The sequence below is a fragment of the Aeoliella mucimassa genome, from assembly GCF_007748035.1.
Lineage (GTDB): Bacteria > Planctomycetota > Planctomycetia > Pirellulales > Lacipirellulaceae > Aeoliella > Aeoliella mucimassa.
This window is the reverse complement of record NZ_CP036278.1, coordinates 72023-97419: the sequence shown is the minus strand read 5'-3', so window position 1 is coordinate 97419 and position 25397 is coordinate 72023. Positions and strand designations below refer to the sequence as shown.

Genomic DNA, 25397 nt, shown 5'->3' with positions numbered 1-25397 from the left:
TTGCGACGTTAGCCAGCTTCATGCCACACCACTTTGCTAAATCACGATTCTCCTTCGCCGCCGCGGCGTTCTGCGGCGCGCTGCTTCTCTCCTTTGCTACCGGCGGGCCAGTCGAGGCCGAGCAGTACGACGTCGTCGTCTACGGCGGCACCTCGGCTGCGGTCACAGCGGCAGTCGAAGCGGCTCGCATGGGCAAGTCGGTCGTGATCGTCTCGCCCGAGGAGCATCTCGGCGGTTTGACCTCCAACGGACTTGGCTGGACCGATATCGGCAGTCGCGATTCGATCGGCGGCCTGAGTCGCGAGTTCTACCATCGCGTGTACGAGCACTACCTGCAAGACGAAGCATGGACGCTCGAGACTCGCCATAACTACACGAATCGCTCTTCGCTCGATCCCGATGCCAACCGGGAAATGATGTTCACCTTTGAGCCGAAAGTTGCGGAACAGATTTTCGACGACTTGATTGCGGAACACAATATTCCTGTCGTGACAGGCCATCTTGACCGTGCCAATGGAGTGGCAATGTATGGGCAGAATGTCACATCCATTCGCACGGTCCAAGGTGGCACTTTTGTCGGTAAGGCATTCATCGACGCCACCTACGAAGGCGACCTGATGGCTGCCGCTGGTGTGAGCTACACGGTCGGTCGCGAGGCCAATTCGCAATATGGCGAATCGCTCAACGGGGTGCAGACGGTCAAAACCGTCAAGAACCAGCTTCCCTCCGGCATCGATCCGTACTTGGTCCAAGGCGATCCCAGCAGCGGCCTGCTGCCTGGCGTGAATGCCACCGCTGGCGGCCCCGATGGCACCGGCGACCAGCGACTGCAAGCGTACAACTATCGCATGGTGCTCACCAACAACCCCGCAAATCGCGCCCCCATCTCGCAGCCCGACAACTACAACGAAGCCGACTACGAGCTACTGTTCCGGGCGATCGAAGTGGGACAGACGAGCCGGTTCTTCAAGCTCTCGCCGATGCCGAACAACAAGACCGATTCGAACAACGATAGCGGAATCTCCACCGACTTCATCGGCGGCAACTACAACCTCGAAACCGGGGTCAACTACGCCGAAGCCGACTACGCCACGCGCGAGCAAATGGATAACGCGCATCGCGACTTCCAGCTCGGTTATGTCTGGACCTTACAGAACCACCCGCGTGTGCCTGCTGCGATCCGCGACGCTTGGGACGACTGGGGCCTGGCGCTCGACGAGTTTACCGACAACGGAAACTGGCCGCGCGAAATCTACGTTCGCGAAGCCCGGCGGATGGTCAGCGATTTTGTGATTACCGAGCGTCATGTGAATCAAGAAGCGGGTTTCGAGCAAACCAACTCCATCGGCATGGGGGGCTACAACATGGACTCGCACAACGCCCAGCGTTACGTCGACGAAAACGGCTACGTACGCAACGAGGGCGACCTGCAAGTCGCCCCTGCGAATGGCCCCTACCCCATCAGTTACGATGCCATGGTTCCTCGCGCCGACGAGGCGACCAACCTGCTGGTGCCGGTTGCGGTGAGTGCCAGCCATATCGCGTATGGTTCGCTTCGCATGGAGCCGGTATTCATGACGCTGGGACAGTCGGCCGGCGCGGCCGCTTCGCTGATCTCCGAGCGTTCGATCGCCGCGCAGGATTTGCCCTACTCGCTGCTGCGATCACGCCTGGTTCGTGGTCGGCAGGTACTCGGCGAAGGCTACGTCTCGAGCGATCCCGGCATCCTGCTGAACTTTGGCGACACGGTGCTCGACGACCACAACAGCCCCGGGCACCTGCTAGGGGGCACACCGGGCGTCGCGTGGAACGTAATCACTGGCGACACGCCGAATGGCATCGTCGATTCCACCGGCCAGACAACGTCGCTCTCGATCGACCTGGGCAAAAGCTCGCCCGCGGTGCAAACGATCGACTGGAACGCATCGGGCTATAGCACGCTTTCGTCCGGTTCGGACTACAACACCGACATCTACAGCGGCAACGCTGGCAGCGCACTGTTCGTCAGCGACGGCAAAGATAGCCAAGTCGACCTCGGCGTTCGTATCGGTGGCCTGGGCCAAGGCACCTTCGACGTGTTCCTGTCGACCAAGAACACCAACACCAGCAACGAAGAACGCTATCACGTTTACTTCACGACTGTCGACGGCCTTGTTGACTAACTCCACTCGAACTGTGGAAGCCCGAGTTGGGTGAATTGATTGATGATTTTACAGCGCAAGCGGGCTTCCGTTTGTTGGTTTTCGAATACTCGGTTTTTGAGATGGCTCCCAAAGCTTTGTTTCACTCGGTACATGGTCGTTTCCGCCAAGCTTCTACGATGATAGCCCACTTCCTCTTTCCAACTCCTACGCCCCTTGCGTCGAATCTGACGAATTGCCTCGTCCCGGGGCAAAGGCTCCTCCGCAGAGTTGCCATGTTGTTTGATCTTGGCGTTGTGCTGCGGCGGAATCACCGGCTCAATGCCTTCGGATTCCAGCCCTTCATAAACCTTCCACTTGTCGTAACTACCGTCGCCGTGAAACTTTTTTACGGGCTGCTCCACCTGCTCCAGCATTTCGGGAACCGCATCGGCATCGTGGCAACTGTTCTCGGTCAAAATCTCCGCCACAATCTCGCGGGTGTCAGGATTCACCGACAAATGCAGCTTCCGCCATGTCCGCCGCTTCGACTTGCCATGCGTCCGCATCTTCCATTCGCCCTCGCCAAACACTTTCATGCCGGTGCTATCCACCACGATATCGATGTCGCCCCTCTTGTTAGCGATATCGAGCGAAACATTCAGCTTGCTGGCTCGCTTGGCGAGCGAAGAATAATTGGGAATCGCTGCCTCGACGCCCAACATCGCCACCAGCGAGCGGCCGAATCCCTCAGTCTGCCGATAGGGAAGTTTCAGCAGTTCGCGAATCGTCAGCAAGCACTCGATCGCCGTATCGCTGAAGACAAAAGGGCGACCGACTTTTGTCTGGTCGTTAGGATGTTCCCAGTTCTCCAACGCCTCGTCGCTAAACCAAATAGTGATGTTTCCACGCTCGATGAGCGACTTGTTATACTCCTTCCAGTTCGTGACTTTGTAGGTTCGTTTTTCTTTCGTAGCCATGTTCGATCTCCGTAAAAAAGGTACGTGGTTCCATTCCACGTTAGTTTTTACGGAGGTTTGTGACTAATTGTTCAACAAGGCCACTGTCGACCATCAATCGTCCACCACCAACTATGGCAGTGTTACGCCCGAGCTTATCACCAACGAGACCTCGGAGCAGTGGTTGTATGCGGACAACTTTCTGGCCCACACCATCAACGTTGCCGAGGGAGAGGATCTGGTGCTCGTCGTCGAGGGAATCACCGTCGGCGAGATGCGAGGCTTCCTCAATACGCTTGAAATCGTAAAGCTCTCCGGCGTGGTGTCGGCCGATGTCGACAGCAACGGCATGGTCGATATCAACGACTTCCTACTGATCCGCGCAAACTACCTGAAAGAGGTCTCGCTAGGCACCAAGGGCGACGCCAACTCCGATGGGCTGGTGGATCATAAGGACTTTTTCATGTGGCGCACCGCGTTCGTTGCCCAAGGGGGCGATTTGTCGGTGCTCGACAACCTGACGGTCGCCGAGCCGGCCGCATTCGCTTACCCGCTCGTGCTGGCGCCGCTAGTTGCCATGGTGCGATACCGCGACCAGCTGCTCGGCCGGCCAGCAACCAACGCCCAACCTTGCGGTGAGGTTGCAGCGGTTTCCAACCACTAACCGTTTATTGCCTCACATCAACTCATCCCTTTCCTTCGTTCGCCGCTCGTGAATGTGACCTTATTTCTTATCTTTCCTCGGAGTGACACCATGTTGAAGCAGCTAGTTTTGTCGGTACTTTCCCTCGGCCTGTTCGCTACCACGTCGACGGCGGAGATCATCACTAACCTCGACGGCACCGGCGGCGACGTCGTCGTGCGACGCAATAACAACACCGAAAACGATGGATTCCTGCGGATCAAAAAACAAGGAGGCGACGGCGAAGCCAGCAGCAACGACCGCATCGGACTGCTGAAGTTCGACCTCTCGGGCCTCACCGAATCGGTCTCGGCGGCCAACGTTCAGCTGGAACTTCCCCGCGGCGAAAGCACCTCGCAAGCCTCCAATACATTCGACGCCGGCGACACCCTGTACCTGTACGGCGTGCCCGATCTGGCGACCGACGAAGACTTCGACGAAGCGGCGGTGACCTTCGCCAACTTCCCCTACCTGACCGGCGCTGGCAGCGTGACCAACCCTCGACCAGCGACCGACCTGACTGGCAACGGGGTAAACGACGACCTGGTACCGCTGCTGGCCACCTACACGTTTGCCGAGCAATCGGATGCGGGGGATCTGGTGATCTTCTCAGGCAACCTGCTTACGAGCTTCCTGCAAGCCGACACCAACGGAGTGGCCACCTTCGTACTGGCCGCCTCGCAAACGCAGAACGCCCTGAAGACCGCGGTGTTCGTTTCCGACACCGGCACCGAAGGCACTCCGCTTCCCCCCACGCTGCTGACCAACAACGACGTCTCGGTTCCCGAACCCTCCACGCTCGTACTGCTCTCGATCACAGGCGTGTGCGCGGCTGGCGTGCTCCGTCGTCGGATTTCGTAGCGCCGAACTGTAACCCCTCGAAACATCGTGCCCATGCACCTTTTTGTTTTTGCTAAGGAGAACTTGGCCGTGATCAACAAGGCACCACTCACCGCGTTTCTCGTCGCCATGGCATTCGCGCCGATGGGTCAGGCGGAGACCATTACCAACCTCGCAGGCATCGGAGGCGACGTTGTCGTCCGACGTAACAACAACACCGAGAACGACGGCTTCCTGCGGATCAAGAACCAAGGGGGCGATGGCGAAGCCAGCGGCAACGACCGCATCGGGCTGCTGAAGTTCGACCTCTCGTCGCTCTCTCAACCCATCACCGCCGGCGGCGTGCAACTCGAACTCCCTCGCGGTGCCAGCACCGACCAGGTCGCCAACACGTTTGACGCCGGCGACATCCTGTACCTGTACGGGGTGGCCGATCTGGCGACCGACGAGAACTTCGACGAAGCCGCGGTGACGTTCGCCAACTTCCCCTACCTCACCGGGGCTGGCAGCGTGACCGATCCCCGCCCCGCTACCGACATGACCGGCAACGGAGTGAACGACGAACTCGTCACTTTGCTCGATACGTATACGTTTGCCGCCGAGTCGGATGCGGGAGATCTGGTGACCTTCACCGGAGGCAGCCTGACTTCGTTCCTGCAGTCCGACACCAACGACATCGCCACCTTCATTCTGGCCTCTTCCGCGACCCAGAACCCTTTCAAGACAGCCGTGTTCGTCTCCGACACCGGCACCGAGGGCACCCCGCTACCACCGACGCTGCTCACCAACGGCGACGTGCCGATGGAAGGGACCGACTTCAACATGATGGATGGAACCACGATCGAAGATTTCTTCATCCTCCGCGACAACTACCTGACTGGCACCACCTTCGCGCAAGGCGACGCCAACCTCGACGGGGTGGTGAATCACCTCGACTTCTACATGTGGCGGACCGACTACCTGTCGGCCGGCGGAAGCGTATCGGCCATCAACTGGGCGCCGGTCGCGGTGCCCGAGCCCGCCAGTTCGGCGCTAGTGGTCCTCGGCACCTTGGGGGCTCTGCTATTCGCACGGCAACGTCGCGCGAACCAGTAAGCCAGTCCCCTTCCCCGGTAGTCGAACGAAGTACACTCAAGAATTCAATGTGGAGCCTCTTATGATTGGCAAGGCAACGCAACAAGCAGCGAGCCTAGCGATTCTCGCGCTGGTTGCCATTCCTCACGTCGCGTGGAGTCAAACCCGGACCGACTGGATTGGGCCGGTCGGGTCCGAAGCCTCCTGGACCGCTGGCGACAGCGGATCCGGCGAGGGAGACAACTGGCAGTCGTCCAGCGACGAGAACTATCAGCCCGACCGCACCTTCGGCGGAGTGGGCGAGTACGCGTCGATCTCCAACGGCGGCATCTCCGTGATCGACGGCTCTGCCGGAACGCCGATCTCGCCGGCCGCGATTCGGTTGGGCGAGGATGGCGGATCGACCGGCACCCTCGTCCTTCGCAACAACGCAAACCTCACGGTTCAAGAAGCCCTCGGCGGTCAAGGCGACGGACGCTTGGCCAACGGTGTCTCCGGCAGCGGCACCCTGGTGGTTCGCGACAACATCGGCACTATCAGCTTGCAGCAGTACTCGCAGAACTCGTCGTCCACCTTGGTTGCGCAGCTCGGCAGCGCCGGCTCGTTCAGCAACCCGGTGCAGGTCTCCGAGTCCATTGCGTTGGGCGGTACCCTTCGCATCGAGGCCACCCCCTCCAGCGGATTCACCGCGAACACCGGCGACACCTGGACCCTCATGTCCGGCGCGGCGGTAACCGGGGCGTTCCAAAACGTGGTGGCCGACCCCGCCCTCTTGAGCAACCTGGGACAGGCCTTCGGAGTCGCAACCGACAACGACGCGGTGACGCTCTCGGTCGAACAACGCCTGGTGCTCGAGGTCGATCGATTCTCAGGCGCCGCTCGGCTTTATAATCCCGCGGGACACTCCACCGATATCTCGCTGATCAACTACACGCTGAGCTCGAGCAGTACGCCGCTCGACAGCTCAAACGCTCGCTGGCATTCGTTGACCGACGACAACACCAAGACCGGCTGGCACGAAGCCAACCCCACCGCGCAGTATCTCTCGGAACTCAATCCCGAAGGAGTGTTGCAACTCGCCTCGGGCGACGAGCACCTGTTCGGCACCCCGCTCACGCCCGACACCGCGGTTCCGCTCGGCACCGATCGGGTGAACACGGCGAACGTTTCGTTCCACTACCAGCTTGCCACCGGCGAGTACGTTTCGGCAGTGATCGACTCAGTAGGGCGGATCAACGACCTGGTGCTGGTGATCGATCCGGAGACAGGAGCCGCAACCATTCAGAATCAGTCGGCGCAGTCGATGGAGCTCATCAGCTACACGATTCACTCCGACAACGGCACGCTGCTGCCGAGTTTCAGTGGTTCGGGACTGTCCGACTGGTATGTTTCGAACCCGACGACCACCGACCTGTCGGAACTCAACACCGCCGATCCACTGCTGGTGAGTGTTGGCGATACGGTGAGTCTCGGCAATGTGTGGGACACCACGGCTGGCATTCTCGACAACCTCACCTTCCGCTACCAACTGCCAGGCGGGTCGCTGCAGACTGGCACCGTCGACTTCGGCGCGCTGGCCGACGTGCCGACCGTACTGGTTGGCGACTACAACGGCGACGGCCATGTGAACCTGGGCGACTACACCGTGTGGCGCGACTCGCTGGGGGCGAGCGTTGCCGTGGGCACCGGGGCCGATGGCAATAGCAACGGGGTAATCGACAGCGGCGACTACGATCAGTGGAAGGCCAACTTCGGGGCCTCGCTAGCGGGCTCGGCGGCCTTCGCTTCGACGGCCAACCAACCCGTGCCCGAACCCGCGTCGCTGGTGGTTGCACTCGCGACGCTCGTTGGTCTGGGAATCGTCCGCCGCACGAAGGTGATGTAGCATGTTAAGTCTTCGCGATGTCGCACGGCTGGCCAGTTGCGCTGGCCGTGCGATCGGCTTGCTGACGCTGAGCATTTTCCTGGTGCCCCCACAGGCGGGCGCGCAGAGCTCGCCGCCGGCGGGCTTGCCGGTGAAGTCGGCCCTCATCCAGCAACTCGACGCCGAGCAGCCACAAACCATCGTGGTGTATGGCACCAGCCTCACTGCCGGCGGGGCGTGGGTGCATCAACTCTCGACGCGACTCAATGCGAGGTATCCCGACCAGATCACCTGGGTCAACGCCGCGATGAGTGGCAAAGCCTCGGCCTCGGGCGTCGCAAACCTCGACGACCGCGTGCTCAGCAAGCAGCCCGATGCAGTGTTCATCGAATTCGGCATGAACGACGCCTTCGCGGTCTATCCGGAGGGCAACATCGATCAGGGAATCACCGTCGATCAGGCGCGGGCCAATCTCGAGCAGATGATCACCCGCATCGAGCAGCAGAACCCCGACGCCCAAGTGATCCTGCAAACCATGAACCCCTCGTGGGACGCTGCTAACGGAAACCAATCGGGCACCAAGCGCCCGCAGCTGCCCGACTACTACCAGATGTACCGCGAAGTGGCCGCCGAGCGAGAACTGCTGCTGATCGACAACCATGTGGTGTGGTTGACGCTGCAGAAAAACCAGCCGGAGGAGTTCGCCGCTCGCGTCTCCGATGGCACTCACCCCGACTCCAACGGCTACCAGCGTTTCGTCACTCCAGCCATCCTGCATGGCCTCGGCGCCGACAACGCGCTCACCCTGCTGGTCGATGTGCAATCGGGCCGGGCGGTGCTGCATAATCAGTCGGCGACTCCGCTTGAGTTCATCGGCTACACCCTCTCCTCTCCCGAGGCGGCGCTGTCGACCTCGTGGACGAGCCTGGCCGATCAACAGTGCGAAGGCTGGCACGAAGCGAGTCCTTCGACCAAGTTCCTGAGCGAGTTGAATCCTACCGAAAGTCTAAGTCTGGCAAGCGATGCGACGATCGACCTGGGAACCGCCTGGAATCCCTCAGGGGCCCTCGACCTGAGCTTCGCCTATCAAACGCCCGACGGCGTGCAACATGAGGGGCTCGTGGTTTACACCACGAGTGTCGAAACCATGGTTCGCGTCGCAGGCGACTACAATGGCGATGGCCAGGTGAATCTGGCCGACTACACCGTATGGCGCGACTTGCTAGGCGCTAGCGTGGCCCCTGGTACCGCCGCCGATGGCAATCGCAACGGAGTGATCGACTCCGGCGACTACCTCGCCTGGAAAGCGTGCTTTCGCCGCCAACCCTCCCGTACTGGCCGTCGCACTCCGGCCACCATCGACTCGGTGCCCGAACCAGCCACCATCGCCCTGGCGATGGCCGCGACCGCGATGCTCCCCACACGCCTGCTGTGGTAGTAGTTTCGCGGTTTTCTAGTAGAACGCACTATTGACAAGTCGCAGCGTGCCAAGCACACGCGCCCGTGTTATGCTATAGGTACACCAGCCGCACCGTAGTGCTGGACCAGTGCCTTTCGCCTTGGCGACTTCGATGCCATCCTCTCCTTCGATTCAACGCGCCCGGGGCTACTTTATTGCAGTCATCCTGCTCGGCCTGTGCGTTGTGTTGGTGGGACCGCTCTGGACACGTGCGCTGGCCGCAGTGAGTGTCGACGCGATACTCACTCCCAGCGAGTTGCAAGATCCTCAACTCGTCGAAGCCGTAAACCGTGCTCAGAACTATAAGCTTAGTTCGGCGGGGCTACTGGTTCCTTATTACGTGCTGGGAGCGGTACTCATGGTGTGCGGCACCTTGGGGTGCTTGGCGCTAAACTCGCAAGAACCACGTTCTGAGTAAAAGCTCCGAGGTAGCGATGGGAAAGATAACGTTCCTGGCCATGAGCATTTGGGCAAACCTAGGAGTCCTGGCAATCGTGGCCGCCTTTCTTCCCGCTCGTTGTGATGATCAGCCTGGCTTTTGCACCGGCACTCTAGAAATACTCGACGGATAGCATGGCATCGTTAGACTGCACTATCGCTTCTCCCCGCGTCTTCTCTCCGCATCGAACCATGCGCCATAAGTTAACGACACTTGCCGTATTCAGCTACGTGGCGATCTGCCTGGCGGTCGACTTCATCCCCCACCATGGACCACCGCTGTTTCGTTACACCGGCAGCGATCCCGAGGTTCACGTCTGGAACATCGGCTGGCCACTCGGCACTGCGATCTACGACCCTCGCTATGGTTGGCACTGGGGGCCCGAAGCGTTTGTCGTGCTGCCACTGCAAGTCGTGCTGCTATTGGTTGCGATCACAGCATGGCGGTTATGGCGATGGAGCAGCAAGCGTTGAGTTCGTCCCTTGTACGATTCCAACGCCCCCCTTCTGTCCGCTGGTTTCTGAACGAGCGACTTACTCTTCCAGCTTCCACCACGTACTGGCGACGCCGGCCAGTACCAGGTGCGGCATGTAGCGCACTGTGTAGTCGGGGCCGCCGAGCAGGCGGGCCATGTCGGGCGAGGTGCTGCCGGTCACGAGCACTTGGGGTGGTTTCACTAGTCCGTCGCGATGGCGGGCGATCAGCTCCCGCACCGCCCCGACCGCGCCCCAGTAGAGCCCCGAGCGGATCGCGTCGGACGTGTTCTTGCCAACCGATGCGGGCGACTTGCCCTCGATCGGCGGACGCACGGCCGGCAACGCATCGGTGCGGGCGTGCAAAGCCACCGCAGCGGTTCCGATACCAGGCAGGATGGCTCCCCCTGCGAAGGCTCCTTCGGCCGACACCAGGTCGACCGTGATCGCGGTGCCAAAGTCGATGACGATGGCCGGCGACTCGGCTCGTCGCACGGTGCTCGCCCCCACCGCAGCGGCCAGGCGGTCGATGCCTACCCGGTCGGGCTCGTCGGTGAGATTCTCGATCGGCAGATCGGCGTTCGTCAGCACGCGGAGCTGATTCCAGGCCCCATCGTGGTGGGCCGCCAGGTAGTCTTTGAGCGCCTGGGTGCCGGGCCGGCTCACGCTCGCCACCACCAGCGGCGTGCCAGGCGAGATCGTCTCGGCCAGCCATTCGCCAAGCGGCTCGACGTTGCAGGCCTCGCCCGGCGAATCGGGCGCGAGCGTCACCGTGGCAGCAGGCTGCGGCAGCCCCGTGTCAGCGGATGGCTGGAGGTGGAACAGGCCCAGTTTGATGCGACTGTTACCGATGTCGACGGCAACAACAGTGCCCTGGTGCAGCATGACGTAACGGCCCCTCGTGTGGGGGGCTAAGGTCTCGAATCGTGAAAGTGCCCTGCGAGGCTCCGATGGCCCCGCCCGCGGATGCTCCATGGTAAGCGACCACGGCAGCGGGGGCGAGCGGCGGTTGCCAGACGAAACGGGTGGAAAGCTGGATAATTTCAGCAGGCCGGCAAGCTCAGGGCTTCTTGCACTTGCCGGATAGCGCGGCACCGCATGCCAGGCCATCGGAATTGGCAAGCCGCAACCACGCGCCGAAGCACGCGAGGAGCGGCACTACTTTCGGCCGACAGAGACTGGATTCTCTCGGGTTTTTGCTGGGAATTGGCCACCTATGGTGTTCTAATGGATAGGTGCTTTTAGGCTGTCGGCTATCAGCTTTCGGCTGTTGGCTTCCCAGTGATTGGAGGTGCTTGCGATGTGATACTTCGATTGAGAACGAACGACTAGCGACCCGCTGGCGAATGGTTGCCGGCGTGCGGGGTGCTGCTGCGCGAACTTCAAAACTCTGGTGGGGCTGCGTCGCTGGAAGCTCCTGGACCCACCCTACTACCCTTTCTAACTCCCAACTTCCAACCCCCAACGTCCAACCAAAAATACTTTCCCACCCATGGGAATCTATTTTGGACACTTTCCGCGGAGGTGTCGATGCAACTCATTGCTAACAAACGACTTGCGACCGCCAGGCACTGCGAAAATAGATTCCCACTCGATGCGTTTTGGGAAATGGGAATCTATTCGGGTGCGAAAACACCTGGTTTTGTAGAGTGCGTGCGGATTCAATTTTCCCATCGGTGGGTAAATTGGGAATCTATTCGCCCGGCACTGGGAAACTATCCCGTTGCGAGGTGCGGGGGTGCTGGAGGAACTCGTCGGATTGGCAAGCTGGGGTGGGGGCCAGCGGCCGAGCGGGTTTCCGCCCTCCTTCGATCCTCGTTCTGTCGGCCCAGCCGAGGACCGCCTGGCGGGGGAGAATTCCCGTTGCCCACTTCGCTTAAATCCTGTACATCGGGTGAACCGCAAGGTTTGCCCAAATGGGCTACCTGGCGGGCAGAGAGCCGTTGTTACTAGATTGCCCCATCTGTATAATCCGTAGTTTGGTTTACCTAGCCTTCCAAGGCTATCGTCTTTCGCAAGTTTTTGCGAAGGGCGTGCTGCGAGGCTGGCGTCAGACGCTTGTAGATGTCGATTGATCGGAACTGCGCCGAAGCCCCTTTTGCCTTCACAGGTTCGAAAACATGCGATTCTGGTTGCTCGACTCCATTGAATCTTTCACGCCCGACGAAGAGCTCGTGGCGGTGAAGAATGTGAGCTACAGCGAAGAATACCTGCAGGACCACTTTCCCGAATTCCCTGTATTGCCGGGCGTTTTCATGCTCGAGGCCGCCACCCAGGCTGCCGCGTGGCTGATGCGTTTAACCGACGATCTGGCCGATACGGTCATCGTGCTCCGCGAAGCCAAGAACATTAAATACGCCAACTTTGTCCAACCGGGACAGAAGCTCCGTGTTACCGTCCGACAATTAAAGAAGGACGAGCGGTTTGCAACCTTCAAAGTCGAAGGACTGGTAGACGAGGCAGCGACCCTAAGCGGGCGGATTGTACTCGAGCGTTACAGCCTGGCCGACACCGATCCCTTGCAAGAATCCACCGACCAAAAAGTCCGCGGCTACCTGTCGAAGGTCGCCCGCGCGATTGCCAAACCAGAGATGCTGCCCGCGAACGTGCGGGTAGTCTGAGTATAGGGGCGAGGAACGTTCGGCCGACGACAGATGGTCGCCAGCAGTTCGCAATTCGCCACGAGTATTGAGTTCACCCTAGAGGAGTTTGAGGCCATGCCCTCGCAAGAAGAAATCTTCGCCAAGGTCCAAGAAGCACTGGTAGACGCACTGGGTGTCGATGACGACGAAGTGACCCCTGAAGCGACGCTAACGGGCGATCTCGATGCCGAGTCGATCGACTTCCTCGACATCGTATTCCGTCTTGAGAAGAGCTTCGACATCAAGATCGAACGTGGCGAGCTGTTCCCCGAAGACATCCTGAGCAACACCGACTACGTTGAAGACGGAAAAGTGAATGCCGAAGGTTTGGCCAAGCTGAAAGAGCGGATGCCGTTTGCCGACCTGTCGCGGTTCGAGACCAATCCTCAGGTCCAAAACCTGGGTAAGCAGCTCACCGTGGCCGACATGTGTGCGTTCGTCGAGCACAAGCTCTCGGCTTAAGTTGCCGGAGTTTTGTGAGTCGCATGCCTTAACTAACGGGAGGCCGTCCATTGCGCTGGTTCTGGGTCGATCGCTTCACCGAGTTCGTGGGTTCGTCGCATGCTGTCGGCCATAAGGGCGTTGCGCTCTCCGACGACTTCATGCACGACCACTGGGGCGCGTATCCCACGATGCCCCACTCGTTGATGGCCGAAGGCATGGCACAAACCGGTGGACTGCTGGTTAGCGAGTTGTATTACTTCAAGGAGTTGGTGGTTCTCGCCAAGTTCTCGAAGCTCGCGTTCCACGGAATCACCCGTGGCGGCGACTCGCTTACCTACCGGGCCGACATCGACAACATTCGCGATGTCGGCGCATCGGTTACCGTTACCGGGCACTGCGGCGACGAGCTTCGCGCCGAAGGCGAGATCTTCTTCGCCCGGCTCCAGACACGCGACGTCGAAAACGTCGATCCCAAATTGCCCAAGCGGTTGTTCGACCCGTCCGATCTGGCCGAGTGGTTACACATCGTCGGCATCTTCGAGGTCGGTACCCGCAAGGATGGCACCCGCATGCGGGCTGCCGACTACGGGCTACCCTCCGACTTGGCCTGCTAATAGAGGACTCTCTGCCATGAAACGTCGTGTTGTCGTTACCGGCATCGGTTGTGTTACCCCGCTTGGCACCAAGCCCAACGAGCTGTGGGCGAATCTCATGGAGTGCAAGAGCGGCGTTGGTCGAACCACGTTGTTCGACGCGGCGAACTTCCCCACGAAGATCGCTGCGGAAGTGCGTGATTGGTCGGTCGCCAAGGATGGACTCGACACGGCCGAATGGGCGGGGCGCGGGCGTCACACCCAGTTTGCCGCCGGTGCTGCCCAGCAAGCGATGGGCGATTCGGGCGTGGTCGGCACGGTCGATCCGCAGCGTCTCGGCGTGTACCTCGGTGCCGGCGAAGGACAACAAGACTTCGAAGCCTTTAGTCGCATGATGGTCGCGTCGCTCTCGAGCGGCGAGTTCAACCTCGGCACGTTCGTTCGCCAGGGTCTCGACCAGCTCGATCCGCAGCTCGAACTCGAGCAGGAACCGAACATGCCGGTTGGTTACCTGGCTGCGATGTTCGATGCCCAAGGTCCTAACATCAACTGCCTGACTGCTTGTGCTGCCAGCAGCCAAGCGATCGGCGAAGCCACCGAGATGATTCGTCGCGGCGATGCCGATGCGATGCTTTCGGGCGGGGCTCACAGCATGATCCACCCGTTCGGCGTTACCGGGTTCAACCTGCTTACCGCGCTGAGCGAGCGGAACGACGACCCCGAAGCGGCCAGCCGTCCGTTTGATCTCGAGCGCGATGGTTTCGTGCTCGGCGAAGGGGCCTCGATGGTGGTACTCGAGGAGTACGAACACGCGAAGGCTCGCGGCGCAAACATCTACGGCGAGATCTCCGGCTACGGAACCACCGCCGACGCGTTCCGCATCACCGATACCCACCCCGAAGGTCGCGGGGCAATTGCGTGCATCAACATGGCATTGGCCGACGCCGGGCTGAACCCCGACGCCATCCATTACATCAATGCCCATGGCACCAGCACAACGGTGAACGACAAGGTCGAAACGCTGGCGATCAAGCAATCGTTTGGCGACCTGGCGTACAAGATTCCCGTGTCGAGCACTAAGAGCATGACCGGTCACCTGATTGCCGCCGCTGGGGCGACAGAGCTGATCATCTGCCTGATGGCCATGCGACACGGCATTGCACCGCCGACCATCAACTACCAAACGCCCGACCCCAACTGCGACCTCGACTACGTGCCGAACGCCCCGCGGGAACTGCCGATCAAGACGACACTGTCGAACAGCTTCGGCTTCGGCGGGCAGAACATCACGCTGATCGCCACAGCGGTTTAAACGTCGCTGCCAGGAGGTTCCGCACTGCCAGGAAACAACTGCCTGCGTAGCGATGGCACCAGCGGTACGATCGCGACGAGCACAAATATGCCCAGCCCGTATAGCCGGGTCCAGTTGGTATGCGAAGCAACGACGAACGGAAAGTAGCTCACCCGATCGAGCTCGCTCGCCGGCTCCCCGCCCGCATAAGTCGCCAGCGCCCGAGCATCGTTCAAATTGTAGAATCCACGCATTTCTTTTGATCCATCGGCGAACGCAATGATCGGTCCATAGGCCGACTCGGTAATCGTAAACAACTTGGTCATGGTGCTCAGATGCCCCGAGCGCTGGGTGCCAGTCAGTCGCGCGGTGAGTTGTTCGACGGGCACGTCGACTGGCTCCATCCAATTCGACTGGATGTCGCTCGCTTCGATCAGCAGGATCGTCGTCGCGGGATCATCGGTCACCGCGTCGAGGGTCACCGGAGTGTCGGTTTGCCAGAGCGTGCCAGGGCCTGTCACAGCGTAGTAGTTGCTGCAGTTCGGACCACTCGCAGCAAGCTCGCTATAGGCTAGCTGCGAACACTCCTGACAGCCGCGGCATCGATACACGTGTGGCATCTCCTCGGCGAACTGCAAATTGTGCGGGCTGTTCCAAGGTTCGTCGAGGTGAAGCTTCGCGTACAGAGTCGCTGCGTCGCCGCCCAGGTAAGGGAGTAGTAACACGCGCCAACTATGGAGCGGTCGCCCTGAGTCATCGGTCGAGTAAGGCGGAGGATACTGCTGGTGCTTCGCAACGTAGGTGTCGATGGCCAGCGTGATTTGACTGCAATTGTAAAAGCAGGCGCCCCTGCGCGACGACTTCCGCGCACTACCGATCGTCGGCAGCAGATACCACTCCACAAAGGCGACCGCCAAGACCATCATCACCAGCAGCCCACCCCCAAGCGCCCAATTACGCCGAAGCCACACCGCAGTGAACACCCCAGCGACCACCAAACCAAACACCCCCATCACCGCGAGCGCAGCCGCGACCAGGGCGAACAGGTACAGTAGCGTAGCGAGTCGAAAGGTCATGCGTTGCTTTTCTCCTCGCGGGTCACTCTTGGCAACACCCGTTTGCGCACCGATGGCACGAGTGGCAGTAGAACGATGACCACTAGCAACACCACGCCGACGATGTGATCCCAATGAATGACTTTACCAAGAGTGTGGAATGCACTCTGGCTCTGAAGCACCTCGTATTCCGCTTTAGAGTCTTCGCCCCCTGCGATCGTGAGAAGAGCTCGAGCGTCGTCGCGGTTTGCCATCGGATAGAGCACTTTCGTACGTCCATCCACATTACTCACCACACGATTACTGATAGCATACTTCGTCGTCACGAAGTACCCTTGTACTTTCCTTTCGAACTCTACCTGGTTCGTCACGTTTCCCGTTAGCAGATCAATGGCCTGCTCCAAGGTCACGTCACGGGGCTCCGCCCAATGGATGCCGAGGTTACCTACTTCGATCACATTAACAGGAGAACATTCTTTATTTGTTACCACCTCACTCAAAGAGATCGTGCCTTCCATCGGCCAGGCGGTGCCTTCCCCCACCACGGCTACATAGTTTGTTTCATGAGGTTGTAACTTATTGTTGTGAACCCTTGCGCTTTGAAACAGAGACATATCTGTGTTGCTGAACACTTTGGCATTATGAGGGCTATTCCATGGCTCATCTAAATGAAGTTGACTGTAGAGCGTTTGTTGATCGAGGTAGGGAAGCAGCTCAACACGCCAGCTATAGAGCGGCTCTCCCTGCTCGTTTCGCACTACAGCTGGTGGGAAGTGACCATGAACCGATTCATAGTTCAGTAGCGCAAGTTCGATTTGCTTAATGGAATTGAGGCTTTGGCGTTGCTGAGTATATACACGGGGGTCAGAAACAGTGGGAACTAGCAACCGACAAAGGAGTACGATGATTCCGAGAGCGGCCACAATTGGTGACCAACCAAGGCGAATATCTGTGCGATTTAACCCAATACTGAGACTGCCGAGATACAAGTAGAGGATCGAGCCTGCAAATAACAGCCCCCACACCCCCAGCACCGCGAGCGAAGCGGCGACCAGGGCGAACAGGTACATCAAGGAGGAGATATTAAAGCTCATGCGTCGCTTGTCTCCTCGCTAATCACTCTCGGCAACACCCGTTTGCGCACTGCTGGCACGACCGGCAGCACGGCGATCGCGATCAACAGCAGCAGGCCATAGAGGCGATCGTAGCGGAGTTCGGGCTGGCCGAGACTTTCGAGCGCGGCGGGGTCGATTGTCTCCCCGCCGTTGGCGGTGAGCAGGGCGATGGCGGTTTCGCGGTCGAGTGGCGCTCGAAGTCGTAGCACGCTGCCATCCAGCATGGCGACGTGACGGAAGTAATGTTCCTGATGCAGGAAGCTCGCCTGCTCGACGTGCCCGGTAAACTCGTCGGGGTCGACCGGAGCAGTGAGTAACTCCACCGCTTCATCGAACGTCAGGTCGCGAGGCTCTTTCCAGTCGATGTCGCTATGGCCGACATCGATAAGCAGAATGGTCTGCGAGTGGTCGTCGGTGATCTCTTCCAACTTGCGAGGCGGATCGGTCCACACGCACTCAGGGGCAACCACCGCTAGGTAGCTGGTGTCGCTGGTCTCTCGGTGCGAGGGACACTCGTACCACTCAATGCTCGGTAGCGTACGATTCGTCGGACCATTCCAGGGTTCGTTCCTGTTGTAGATGCTGGGAATGCTGTTGCTCTCAATGAACGGCATTATTACCAACCGCCAGCTTTGGGTATCGCCCGACGTGCCAAGAGTTGCCACTGCAGGGGGAAGATGACCGTAGGTATCTTCGTAATTCTCAATGGCCTTGTTGAACAATTAGTCACAAACCTCCGTAAAAACTAACGTGGAATGGAACCACGTACCTTTTTTACGGAGATCGAACATGGCTACGAAAGAAAAACGAACCTACAAAGTCACGAACTGGAAGGAGTATAACAAGTCGCTCATCGAGCGTGGAAACATCACTATTTGGTTTAGCGACGAGGCGTTGGAGAACTGGGAACATCCTAACGACCAGACAAAAGTCGGTCGCCCTTTTGTCTTCAGCGATACGGCGATCGAGTGCTTGCTGACGATTCGCGAACTGCTGAAACTTCCCTATCGGCAGACTGAGGGATTCGGCCGCTCGCTGGTGGCGATGTTGGGCGTCGAGGCAGCGATTCCCAATTATTCTTCGCTCGCCAAGCGAGCCAGCAAGCTGAATGTTTCGCTCGATATCGCTAACAAGAGGGGCGACATCGATATCGTGGTGGATAGCACCGGCATGAAAGTGTTTGGCGAGGGCGAATGGAAGATGCGGACGCATGGCAAGTCGAAGCGGCGGACATGGCGGAAGCTGCATTTGTCGGTGAATCCTGACACCCGCGAGATTGTGGCGGAGATTTTGACCGAGAACAGTTGCCACGATGCCGATGCGGTTCCCGAAATGCTGGAGCAGGTGGAGCAGCCCGTAAAAAAGTTTCACGGCGACGGTAGTTACGACAAGTGGAAGGTTTATGAAGGGCTGGAATCCGAAGGCATTGAGCCGGTGATTCCGCCGCAGCACAACGCCAAGATCAAACAACATGGCAACTCTGCGGAGGAGCCTTTGCCCCGGGACGAGGCAATTCGTCAGATTCGACGCAAGGGGCGTAGGAGTTGGAAAGAGGAAGTGGGCTATCATCGTAGAAGCTTGGCGGAAACGACCATGTACCGAGTGAAACAAAGCTTTGGGAGCCATCTCAAAAACCGAGTATTCGAAAACCAACAAACGGAAGCCCGCTTGCGCTGTAAAATCATCAATCAATTCACCCAACTCGGGCTTCCACAGTTCGAGTGGAGTTAGTCAACAAGGCCATTCTCAATTGCAAACGAGGTATTACGAAGTCTGTTGCGACACCCCATTGTGCGGGCCGCTTCGCGGGGGGTATCGATGGGTATTTGAGCGAGACCGAATAGTAGCAGACCGACCGCCAAGACGATGGCTCCGAAGCGAGTATCCCACTCATGGGAAAGATAGGCCCTCCACAGTAGCAGCACCCCCGCAACGACCGCGATCCCCCACGCTCCTATCACCGCACACGAAGCAGCGACCAGGGCGAACAGGTACAGTAGCGTGGCGAGTCGAAAAATCATGCGTCGATGGTTTGAAGACGAGCGATAGCAGTTGGTAGCGAGCGAATCCCCTCAGCGGCTTGGCTTACGGTTCTGGTTCGCTCTCAGACGAGGCCTTTATTCTACTAGCGGGCGACTGGTGTTTGGGAGCGGGCGGGCCGAACAGCGGCCAGATGCGTCGCCGGACCGGTCGCAGAACGACCGCAACGATGAGCAGCGTGAGAAGCACCAGCCCGTACGCTTGCTTGAACGTATTGCCTACGAGTAGTGGATCGTTGGAAAGCCATTGCGCGACGAACTGGCTGTGGTGATCGAGCACAATCGAGTAGCCCGAACAGCCTACAAAGATCAACCCAAAAATCAGATAGCCGACCCATTCGTCCTGCATCGCCAGGGCGGACCAGATGAGAACCCCTGCGACGACGATGCCGAACGTACCGAAAGCAACGATCGACAGCGATACGAGGGCGATAAGATAGAACAGCGTGGTAACTCGAAACGTCATATCGTGCGTGGAATCGCGGCAACAGGCGAGTGGGTTCGGGCGAGTGAAATACTCCCTCGATTCTCGCGTCTTCGCCGGCCAAAATCCACAAGATTCTGGTCAGATCAACGATACGACTTCTAGCTTTGCTGGTTCATGAAAAGACGCCAACCGTGCTGCGAACAACACGGCTGGCGAATGCTTTGAAACTTTCTACTGCGTCTACATCACCTAGGTTACCAACCGATGTAAAGACCGCCGCGGGCGCCGTTCAGATAGACACCGCCACCGCCGTAGTTGTAACGGGGTGCGTACACGCGGGGGGCATAGTAACGTGGTGCGTAGTAACGCGGCGCGTAGTAGGCGGCTCGCGGAGCATAATAACCGCGGTGCTGCACGCGCCCATGATTGTGGTAATGCCGTACTGGTGGTCCATAACGATGACCACGGGCTTCGGCTGTGTTGGGCATCATCAGGCTCGCAGCACCCAACGCACCCACAAACAACAACATCATCAATACACGCTTCGCCATAACACACTCTCCTTCGCGGCCCTGATTTCCGAGGCGTCCGCACTGTAGGGGGGAATCGAAATCGTGCGCTAGCGAGTGAGAGGAACCCGCTCATGCACTTCTATTAGTACCCTACCTACATACCGCGTGCCGACCAGGGCCAGTAATCCACAAGTACTGGCTAGGTAACCACTTGCGTTTTTGTTTTCTTTTCGACCGCAATTCCAACCTTTCAAAAAGCGCCCATCAAGTGATGGCGCGCGTCGTCATTACGAACTCACTGCTCGGTTACCCGAGCTTTCCAATTCGCGTACGCTCTGTTCAACTTTCTGGGCGACGACACGTACCAGGCGTAGCCTGCGCGTCGTTCGACCTCGATTTCGGCAAGCGAGTACTTCACCTTGCCATCTCTCCCGCAAAACAAGGGCCGATTCGTTTCGAGTTCGTAGAATCGTGCCCAGATCGGGGGAGCTTCTCGGTCGGCGACCACCACCTGATCGCGAAAGCTAGCACCATTGTCGGGCGAGCGAATCGTCACTCGATCGATGCGAATGCCATCAAGCTGCGTCTCGGCAAACCATGTGATGGCTGCTTCCACCGCTTCGACCACCTGCTCGTTCGGCTCCCGCACCCGCATCAGTAGCAGCACGATCTCGGCGCTCTCGCCGCTCACGAGGCTTGCCTTTTCGAACGATCGCGCGTCGACCGGTTCGAGCGTTTGGTAGTCGTGCTGCTGACACCACACGGTCTTGCGACCATCGATCACCACCTGCGTGCGGACGATGCAATCGATTCCTCGGGCGTAGGCCCGCTCGGCTCGCTGGCGCAACTCCGGCTCGACGAAGTCATACTGCGGTTGCTGTTCGGCGACCGCCTGCAGCACGTTCATCACCCCGACCATCGCGTTGTCGTTGTAGGTGATGTGAACCTTGTAGCCGCGGGGATTGGGATAAAACTGAGGCCAACCACCATTGGAGTACTGGGCTTCCAGCAGGTACTCGAGCCCCCGCTCGGCCGCCCGGCGGTACTCGTCGCGATGCGTGATCGCATAAGCCGACGCGAGATACGCGATTTGCGAATGGGTCGCGTTGTTGTCGATGGTGCTCGGCAACCGATGCTGCGCGTCGGCAATCCACTCGCGATCCGCGTCGCTCAGCGGGACGCCCATGTGCAGGTTCTTCGGCCAGCCGCCGTCGCGGTTTTGAAACAGCAGCAGGTTGTCGGCAATCGCCTCGACTTGCTCCACCGGGTAAGGCTTCGGCAATTGAGAACCATCGTCGTCTTCGAGCCAGGGCAGGTCGCTGCCGTACATCGCCCGCGGCGAGGGAATCCCCGCCTGGCACCAGGCACCTTGCTGCCCGCAGATCCAGACAGCCAGCGCGATGCCGAACATCCGCTGGAGTGGATGGCTACGAAACCGATCGATTTTCATGCGAAACCCTCGCAAAACAGGTGATTCGAATACTGCTGTGCTCCAATGTACAAGCGGGCTCCTGGCGATGCGAATTATGAGTTCGCCCGCCAACACATCAGCAGCCCCGGTCAGCAAGACTGACCGGGGCTGCGAGTTGCTTCAAGTTTTCTGCGTCGACTCCGGCTTAGATGTCGTAGTACATGCAGAACTCATATGGATGCGGACGCAAGGCCAAGGCCTTAACTTCGTTCTCCATCTTGTAGTTGATCCACGTGCTGATGACGTCTTCGGTGAACACGTCGCCGCGGAGCAGGAACTCGTGATCGCCCGACAACGCTTGCAGCGCTTCTTCCAGCGAACCAGGAGTCTTCGGCACTTCGGCCAGTTCTTCCGGCGACAGATCGTAGATGTCCTTGTCCAAAGGCTCGCCCGGATCGATCTTGTTCTGGATACCGTCGAGCGCGGCCATCATCAGCGCGCTGAACGCCAGGTAAGGATTCGAACTCGGGTCGGGGCAGCGGAACTCAATTCGCTTGGCCTTCGGGCTCGGGCTGTACATCGGGATACGGCACGATGCACTACGGTTACGCTGCGAGTACGCCAAGTTCACCGGAGCTTCGTAACCCGGTACCAAACGCTTGTAGCTGTTGGTCGTGGGGTTGGTGAAAGCCAGCAGTGCAGGAGCGTGCTTCAGAATACCACCGATGGCATACATTGCTGCGTCCGACAATCCAGCATAGCCGCTACCTGCGAACAATGGCTCGCCACCCTTCCAGAACGAAATGTGGGTGTGCATGCCCGAACCGTTGTCGCTAAACAGCGGCTTCGGCATGAAGGTCACGGTCTTGCCGTGTTTGGCGGCCACGTTTTTGATGATGTACTTGTACAAGCACTGATGGTCGCCCATCGTGACGAGGTCGTTGTACTTCAGGTCGATTTCGGCCTGACCAGCGGTCGCGACTTCGTGATGCTGGCACTCGACATCGAGACCGCAGTCGATCATCAACTGCATCATCTCAGCGCGAATGTCGTTCAACTGATCCGCAGGTGGGCAAGGGAAGTAACCTTCCTTATGACGCAGCTTGTAACCCAAGTTCGGGCCCATGCCTTCGGCGCGATAATCACGACCACGGTTCCAAGCCGCTTCCACGCTATCGAGATAGAAGTAGCCCGCTTGCGGAGTTTGGTCGAAACGAACGTCGTCGAAAATGAAGAACTCGGCTTCGGGGCCGATGTAGCACGTATCGGCGACACCCGTGCTCTTCAGGTAGTTCACTGCTTTGCGAGCGACGTTTCGCGGATCGCGAGTGTAGTCTTCGCGGGTGATGGGATCCTGCACGTTGCAGATCAGCACCAGGGTCTTCAACTGGCAGAACGGGTCGATAAACGCCGTGTCGGGCTGCGGCATCAGCAGCATGTCCGACTCGTTAATGGCTTGCCAGCCACGAATGCTCGAACCATCGAAACCAAGGCCATCTTCAAACACATCCTCATCCAGCTTGCTGGCCGGAATGCTGAAGTGTTGCCAGAGCCCCGGAAAGTCCATGAAGCGAAAATCGATCGATTTCACATCATTCTCCCGGCACATGGCCAGGACTTCTTGCGGCGTCATACGAACGTTCCTTTCATCAGAAGGTAAAACATGGACGGTGTCGCGTACCGTGGAGCAATGCGCAGCGAAAAGTAGAATCCTCACGAACGTCGATTACTGGCCTAGGGCACCGCCCCTAAGCCGCACTTGAGTGTTTACGATCCACGTCGCGAGCGGTAAGTTCGACGCCGCCTAATCGTACGACCACCAGAACTTCACGCCAAGCTGCTGTGCTACGCGAGGAGAGACCGCTTGCTCGTACGAGTGCGCACGGCCCACCCCCAAGTTGAAAGCCTAGCCGATTTCCACACGGCTGAAAACCGTCCTGCCAAGTGCGCAAACGCTTGCATGACACACGCCTCGCAGCCTGCCTAGTCGGACGCTGACGAATAGATTCCCAATTTACCCACCGATGGGAAAATTGAATCTGCGCGTACTCTACAAAACCAGCGGTTTTCGCGCCTGAATAGATTCCCATTTCCCAAAACGCATCGAGTGGGAATCTATTTTCGCACTGGGAATCCATCGCAAGTCGTTTGTCAGTAGCAAGTTGCATCGACACCTCCGCGATAGTTGCCCAAAATAGATTCCCACCCATGGGAAACTATTTTGGTTGGGAGTTGGGGGTTGGAAGTTGGGGGTTCTGAGTGCGGGACGCGGGATATCATCTTGAAGGTAGTAGGGTGGGTCCATGAGCTTCCAGCGACGCAGCCCCACCAGCGATTTACCAACCGCGCAGCAGCGAACGCCCACGCAAGCAACCAATCGCCTGCGCGTCGCTAGAAGTCAGACATTAAGACAAGCATCACATCGCAATCACCTCCAATCACTAAAAAGCCAACAGCCGAGAGCTGAAAGCCGACAGCCTCAGCCACCTGTCCATTAGAACACCACAGGTGGCCAATTCCTAGCGAAAAGTGGAGCATCCAGAGAAGAAAAATTGTTTAGCCCGCGATATGGAATGAAGGAACGACACAGATTTGTGCATACCGAGAGAGCGCAACAGACAGTACCCCACGCCCTATAGACATAAGTGAAATTGCTAGCCGCTTACAGAGTCTCTAGCCTTTCCCTGAGATTCATAGTTAGAAAAGAAAGCTGGTACCGCAAGGAGATCTGCAGGCAATCAGAAGTAGACTCTAAGCAATAGCATCATAGACAGGTGACAAAACGTACTTATCGATCCACTCGATGACAGGTACACAAACAGCATCCCCAAATCCAGCCATTTGCTGATTAGGCCGGCCAACCAGTGGAAAATCAGGCACTCCTTGCAATCGGGCATACTCGCGAGGTGACATCCATCGTATTCGAAGCTTCCCTCGATCAATTACGATTACTATTTGCCTTGCACTTCCGCCACGAGGCACACGAAGGCATCCTGCGATGCCGTCAAACCGAACCTCTGCACGAGTAGTTCCGTTCCGTTTCCTTCGGTAGATAGTGCCAACATGGACTGCCTTCTTGTCGAGCATCAACAAATCCACTTGGGCTTTATGAGAATCGCTCATCGACTCGTAATGTTTAAGCACCTGTGGCTTGTCCCACCACTCTTGATTCTCATCTAAGTCAATAAACTCTTTTAGATTTGTAACATTGGCACTGGGAGCCGAGATCGGACTGGCAATCCACCCGGTATTCAATTCTGTTGACTCCAGAAGCTGTATTAGCCGCTTAGGTCTGATACTAGCCGTTTGCTCTAGAGCCTCCCTCCACGGGTCGAAAGCCGAACCATTTGAGAGCACGACAGGTGCTTTGTTTACTACGCTTCTATGTACTCCAATCACAAACACTCGCTGGCGACTCTGCGGCACGAAGTGCTTTGCATCCAAAACGAACGAATCGAGATAATAACCTAGACTCGCAAGTGTTGTAGCTACTGCCTGAAAATCTTTGCCTCCGTGAGAAGTCAAGAGACCATTGACGTTTTCGATCAGAAGTATTTTTGGGCATCGCCTCTTCATTGCAGCTAGCGCTGCTGTGAATCCAAAGAAAGTTGAAGAATGATCTCCACTTAGCCCCCTACCCCACCCAGCCAACGAGAGATCAATGCAAGGAAAAGATGCTGTCGCAAGCACTGGAGGATTTCCGAGTTTCCCTAACACTTTGTCGGTATCCCTCACGTCCTCCAAATGAAAGTGGCAGTCAGTGAACTTAGCTTGGTATAGTTCCTGTTTCTTTGGATCATTGTCATTGGCATAGACACAATGCCAGCCCAATCTCTTCAGTCCCTCTCGTACCAATCCAATCCCAGCGAAAAACTCACAAAATGCTTTTTCGAATCTAATTGGTTGCTTGATATCCGATTTAGATTTGACTGTAAGTGACATTTAACGTCTCTATCAG

Annotated in this window: 24 protein-coding genes; 13 read left to right on the top strand and 11 right to left on the bottom strand. The window is 58.2% G+C overall.

What is annotated here, in order from left to right; translation table 11 throughout:
• The first annotated feature begins 20 nt into the window (after positions 1 to 20).
• Positions 21 to 2162 (top strand): FAD-dependent oxidoreductase, encoded by a 2142-nt coding sequence (locus Pan181_RS00380; protein ID WP_145251908.1) that lies wholly within the window; start codon positions 21 to 23, stop codon positions 2160 to 2162.
• Here Pan181_RS00380 and Pan181_RS00375 read toward each other — a convergent pair.
• Positions 2159 to 3100: an IS5 family transposase gene (locus Pan181_RS00375; RefSeq protein ID WP_145244898.1), complete on the bottom strand. Its 942-nt coding sequence runs from the start codon at positions 3098 to 3100 to the stop codon at positions 2159 to 2161. The two genes, Pan181_RS00380 and Pan181_RS00375, sit on opposite strands and share 4 nt — an antisense overlap.
• Positions 3101 to 3167: 67 nt before the next feature.
• On the opposite strand from Pan181_RS00375, the gene Pan181_RS00370 reads away from it, so the two are divergent.
• The 7 genes from Pan181_RS00370 (at position 3168) to Pan181_RS00340 (ending at position 9910) form a co-directional block, all read left to right on the top strand.
• A complete protein-coding gene (locus tag Pan181_RS00370) occupies positions 3168 to 3743 on the top strand; it encodes a hypothetical protein (RefSeq protein WP_145244946.1) in 576 nt (191 codons plus the stop codon).
• Between the two features lie 90 nt (positions 3744 to 3833).
• The gene (locus Pan181_RS00365) at positions 3834 to 4622 is read left to right on the top strand and encodes a PEP-CTERM sorting domain-containing protein (RefSeq protein ID WP_145244945.1); all 789 of its coding nucleotides are present in this window, start codon (positions 3834 to 3836) and stop codon (positions 4620 to 4622) included.
• 33 nt (positions 4623 to 4655) lie between these two features.
• Complete coding sequence (locus Pan181_RS00360) at positions 4656 to 5696, top strand: PEP-CTERM sorting domain-containing protein (RefSeq protein ID WP_145244944.1); 1041 nt, start codon at positions 4656 to 4658, stop codon at positions 5694 to 5696.
• Between the two features lie 61 nt (positions 5697 to 5757).
• On the top strand, positions 5758 to 7560 hold the full coding sequence (locus Pan181_RS00355; protein ID WP_145244943.1) for a hypothetical protein: 1803 nt from the start codon (positions 5758 to 5760) through the stop codon (positions 7558 to 7560).
• A 1-nt stretch (position 7561) separates the two neighbouring features.
• Positions 7562 to 8977, top strand: a complete 1416-nt coding sequence (locus Pan181_RS00350) for a GDSL-type esterase/lipase family protein (protein WP_145244942.1) — start codon at positions 7562 to 7564, stop codon at positions 8975 to 8977.
• A gap of 133 nt (positions 8978 to 9110) precedes the next feature.
• Positions 9111 to 9416 (top strand): hypothetical protein, encoded by a 306-nt coding sequence (locus Pan181_RS00345; protein ID WP_145244941.1) that lies wholly within the window; start codon positions 9111 to 9113, stop codon positions 9414 to 9416.
• 212 nt (positions 9417 to 9628) lie between these two features.
• A complete protein-coding gene (locus Pan181_RS00340) occupies positions 9629 to 9910 on the top strand; it encodes a hypothetical protein (RefSeq protein ID WP_145244940.1) in 282 nt (93 codons plus the stop codon).
• Positions 9911 to 9970: 60 nt separating this feature from the next.
• Here Pan181_RS00340 and Pan181_RS00335 read toward each other — a convergent pair whose 3' ends face one another.
• Positions 9971 to 10795, bottom strand: coding sequence for a type III pantothenate kinase (locus Pan181_RS00335; protein WP_197528733.1), 825 nt, complete (start codon positions 10793 to 10795; stop codon positions 9971 to 9973).
• Positions 10796 to 12030: 1235 nt separating this feature from the next.
• On the opposite strand from Pan181_RS00335, the gene Pan181_RS00330 reads away from it, so the two are divergent.
• The 4 genes from Pan181_RS00330 to Pan181_RS00315 all read left to right on the top strand — a co-directional run bounded on the left by Pan181_RS00330 (position 12031) and on the right by Pan181_RS00315 (position 14901).
• The gene (locus Pan181_RS00330; RefSeq protein ID WP_145244938.1) at positions 12031 to 12531 is read left to right on the top strand and encodes a 3-hydroxyacyl-ACP dehydratase FabZ family protein; all 501 of its coding nucleotides are present in this window, start codon (positions 12031 to 12033) and stop codon (positions 12529 to 12531) included.
• 96 nt (positions 12532 to 12627) lie between these two features.
• Positions 12628 to 13014, top strand: coding sequence for an acyl carrier protein (locus Pan181_RS00325; protein WP_145244937.1), 387 nt, complete (start codon positions 12628 to 12630; stop codon positions 13012 to 13014).
• Between the two features lie 50 nt (positions 13015 to 13064).
• Positions 13065 to 13610 carry a hotdog family protein gene (locus tag Pan181_RS00320; RefSeq protein ID WP_145244936.1) on the top strand — a complete coding sequence of 182 codons (546 nt, stop codon included), beginning with the start codon at positions 13065 to 13067 and terminating at the stop codon, positions 13608 to 13610.
• A 16-nt stretch (positions 13611 to 13626) separates the two neighbouring features.
• Positions 13627 to 14901, top strand: a complete 1275-nt coding sequence (locus Pan181_RS00315) for a beta-ketoacyl-[acyl-carrier-protein] synthase family protein (protein ID WP_145244935.1) — start codon at positions 13627 to 13629, stop codon at positions 14899 to 14901.
• Here the strand turns inward: Pan181_RS00315 and Pan181_RS00310 are convergent.
• The 3 genes from Pan181_RS00310 to Pan181_RS00300 are packed head-to-tail and all read right to left on the bottom strand — an operon-like array spanning position 14898 to position 17772.
• The gene (locus Pan181_RS00310) at positions 14898 to 15956 is read right to left on the bottom strand and encodes a DUF1559 family PulG-like putative transporter (protein WP_145244934.1); all 1059 of its coding nucleotides are present in this window, start codon (positions 15954 to 15956) and stop codon (positions 14898 to 14900) included. The two genes, Pan181_RS00315 and Pan181_RS00310, sit on opposite strands and share 4 nt — an antisense overlap.
• Positions 15953 to 17029 (bottom strand): DUF1559 family PulG-like putative transporter, encoded by a 1077-nt coding sequence (locus tag Pan181_RS00305; RefSeq protein WP_145244933.1) that lies wholly within the window; start codon positions 17027 to 17029, stop codon positions 15953 to 15955. The genes Pan181_RS00310 and Pan181_RS00305 overlap by 4 nt, the downstream gene beginning before the upstream one ends.
• Positions 17026 to 17772 carry a DUF1559 family PulG-like putative transporter gene (locus Pan181_RS00300; protein WP_145244932.1) on the bottom strand — a complete coding sequence of 249 codons (747 nt, stop codon included), beginning with the start codon at positions 17770 to 17772 and terminating at the stop codon, positions 17026 to 17028. Before Pan181_RS00300 ends, Pan181_RS00305 begins: the two co-directional genes overlap by 4 nt.
• 67 nt (positions 17773 to 17839) lie before the next feature.
• Here Pan181_RS00300 and Pan181_RS00295 point away from each other — a divergent pair, with 67 nt between their 5' ends.
• The gene (locus Pan181_RS00295; protein ID WP_145244898.1) at positions 17840 to 18781 is read left to right on the top strand and encodes an IS5 family transposase; all 942 of its coding nucleotides are present in this window, start codon (positions 17840 to 17842) and stop codon (positions 18779 to 18781) included.
• Here the strand turns inward: Pan181_RS00295 and Pan181_RS00290 are convergent.
• The 6 genes from Pan181_RS00290 to Pan181_RS00265 form a co-directional block, all read right to left on the bottom strand.
• Positions 18778 to 19071 carry a hypothetical protein gene (locus Pan181_RS00290; RefSeq protein WP_145244931.1) on the bottom strand — a complete coding sequence of 98 codons (294 nt, stop codon included), beginning with the start codon at positions 19069 to 19071 and terminating at the stop codon, positions 18778 to 18780. The genes Pan181_RS00295 and Pan181_RS00290 overlap by 4 nt on opposite strands.
• A 64-nt stretch (positions 19072 to 19135) precedes the next feature.
• Positions 19136 to 19555, bottom strand: coding sequence for a hypothetical protein (locus Pan181_RS00285; RefSeq protein WP_145244930.1), 420 nt, complete (start codon positions 19553 to 19555; stop codon positions 19136 to 19138).
• A 215-nt stretch (positions 19556 to 19770) separates the two neighbouring features.
• Complete coding sequence (locus Pan181_RS00280; RefSeq protein WP_145244929.1) at positions 19771 to 20067, bottom strand: hypothetical protein; 297 nt, start codon at positions 20065 to 20067, stop codon at positions 19771 to 19773.
• A gap of 256 nt (positions 20068 to 20323) precedes the next feature.
• Complete coding sequence (gene pelA, locus Pan181_RS00275) at positions 20324 to 21478, bottom strand: pectate lyase (protein WP_145244928.1); 1155 nt, start codon at positions 21476 to 21478, stop codon at positions 20324 to 20326.
• A 166-nt stretch (positions 21479 to 21644) separates the two neighbouring features.
• Positions 21645 to 23072 (bottom strand): type I glutamate--ammonia ligase, encoded by a 1428-nt coding sequence (glnA, locus tag Pan181_RS00270; RefSeq protein ID WP_145244927.1) that lies wholly within the window; start codon positions 23070 to 23072, stop codon positions 21645 to 21647.
• 1118 nt (positions 23073 to 24190) lie between these two features.
• Positions 24191 to 25381 carry a DNA cytosine methyltransferase gene (locus Pan181_RS00265; RefSeq protein WP_145244926.1) on the bottom strand — a complete coding sequence of 397 codons (1191 nt, stop codon included), beginning with the start codon at positions 25379 to 25381 and terminating at the stop codon, positions 24191 to 24193.
• Positions 25382 to 25397 lie beyond the last annotated feature (16 nt).

Coding starts and splice junctions, on each gene's coding strand:
- Pan181_RS00265 (WP_145244926.1), bottom strand. CDS start 25,381: ATGTCACTTACAGTCAAATCTAAATCGGATATCAAGCAACCAATTAGA.
- Pan181_RS00325 (WP_145244937.1), top strand. CDS start 12,628: ATGCCCTCGCAAGAAGAAATCTTCGCCAAGGTCCAAGAAGCACTGGTA.
- Pan181_RS00290 (WP_145244931.1), bottom strand. CDS start 19,071: ATGATTTTTCGACTCGCCACGCTACTGTACCTGTTCGCCCTGGTCGCT.
- Pan181_RS00365 (WP_145244945.1), top strand. CDS start 3,834: ATGTTGAAGCAGCTAGTTTTGTCGGTACTTTCCCTCGGCCTGTTCGCT.
- Pan181_RS00375 (WP_145244898.1), bottom strand. CDS start 3,100: ATGGCTACGAAAGAAAAACGAACCTACAAAGTCACGAACTGGAAGGAG.
- Pan181_RS00380 (WP_145251908.1), top strand. CDS start 21: ATGCCACACCACTTTGCTAAATCACGATTCTCCTTCGCCGCCGCGGCG.
- Pan181_RS00315 (WP_145244935.1), top strand. CDS start 13,627: ATGAAACGTCGTGTTGTCGTTACCGGCATCGGTTGTGTTACCCCGCTT.
- glnA (WP_145244927.1), bottom strand. CDS start 23,072: ATGACGCCGCAAGAAGTCCTGGCCATGTGCCGGGAGAATGATGTGAAA.
- pelA (WP_145244928.1), bottom strand. CDS start 21,478: ATGAAAATCGATCGGTTTCGTAGCCATCCACTCCAGCGGATGTTCGGC.
- Pan181_RS00345 (WP_145244941.1), top strand. CDS start 9,111: ATGCCATCCTCTCCTTCGATTCAACGCGCCCGGGGCTACTTTATTGCA.
- Pan181_RS00280 (WP_145244929.1), bottom strand. CDS start 20,067: ATGGCGAAGCGTGTATTGATGATGTTGTTGTTTGTGGGTGCGTTGGGT.
- Pan181_RS00330 (WP_145244938.1), top strand. CDS start 12,031: ATGCGATTCTGGTTGCTCGACTCCATTGAATCTTTCACGCCCGACGAA.
- Pan181_RS00310 (WP_145244934.1), bottom strand. CDS start 15,956: ATGACCTTTCGACTCGCTACGCTACTGTACCTGTTCGCCCTGGTCGCG.
- Pan181_RS00335 (WP_197528733.1), bottom strand. CDS start 10,795: ATGCTGCACCAGGGCACTGTTGTTGCCGTCGACATCGGTAACAGTCGC.
- Pan181_RS00355 (WP_145244943.1), top strand. CDS start 5,758: ATGATTGGCAAGGCAACGCAACAAGCAGCGAGCCTAGCGATTCTCGCG.
- Pan181_RS00340 (WP_145244940.1), top strand. CDS start 9,629: ATGCGCCATAAGTTAACGACACTTGCCGTATTCAGCTACGTGGCGATC.
- Pan181_RS00285 (WP_145244930.1), bottom strand. CDS start 19,555: ATGACGTTTCGAGTTACCACGCTGTTCTATCTTATCGCCCTCGTATCG.
- Pan181_RS00350 (WP_145244942.1), top strand. CDS start 7,562: ATGTTAAGTCTTCGCGATGTCGCACGGCTGGCCAGTTGCGCTGGCCGT.
- Pan181_RS00360 (WP_145244944.1), top strand. CDS start 4,656: ATGCACCTTTTTGTTTTTGCTAAGGAGAACTTGGCCGTGATCAACAAG.
- Pan181_RS00305 (WP_145244933.1), bottom strand. CDS start 17,029: ATGAGCTTTAATATCTCCTCCTTGATGTACCTGTTCGCCCTGGTCGCC.
- Pan181_RS00295 (WP_145244898.1), top strand. CDS start 17,840: ATGGCTACGAAAGAAAAACGAACCTACAAAGTCACGAACTGGAAGGAG.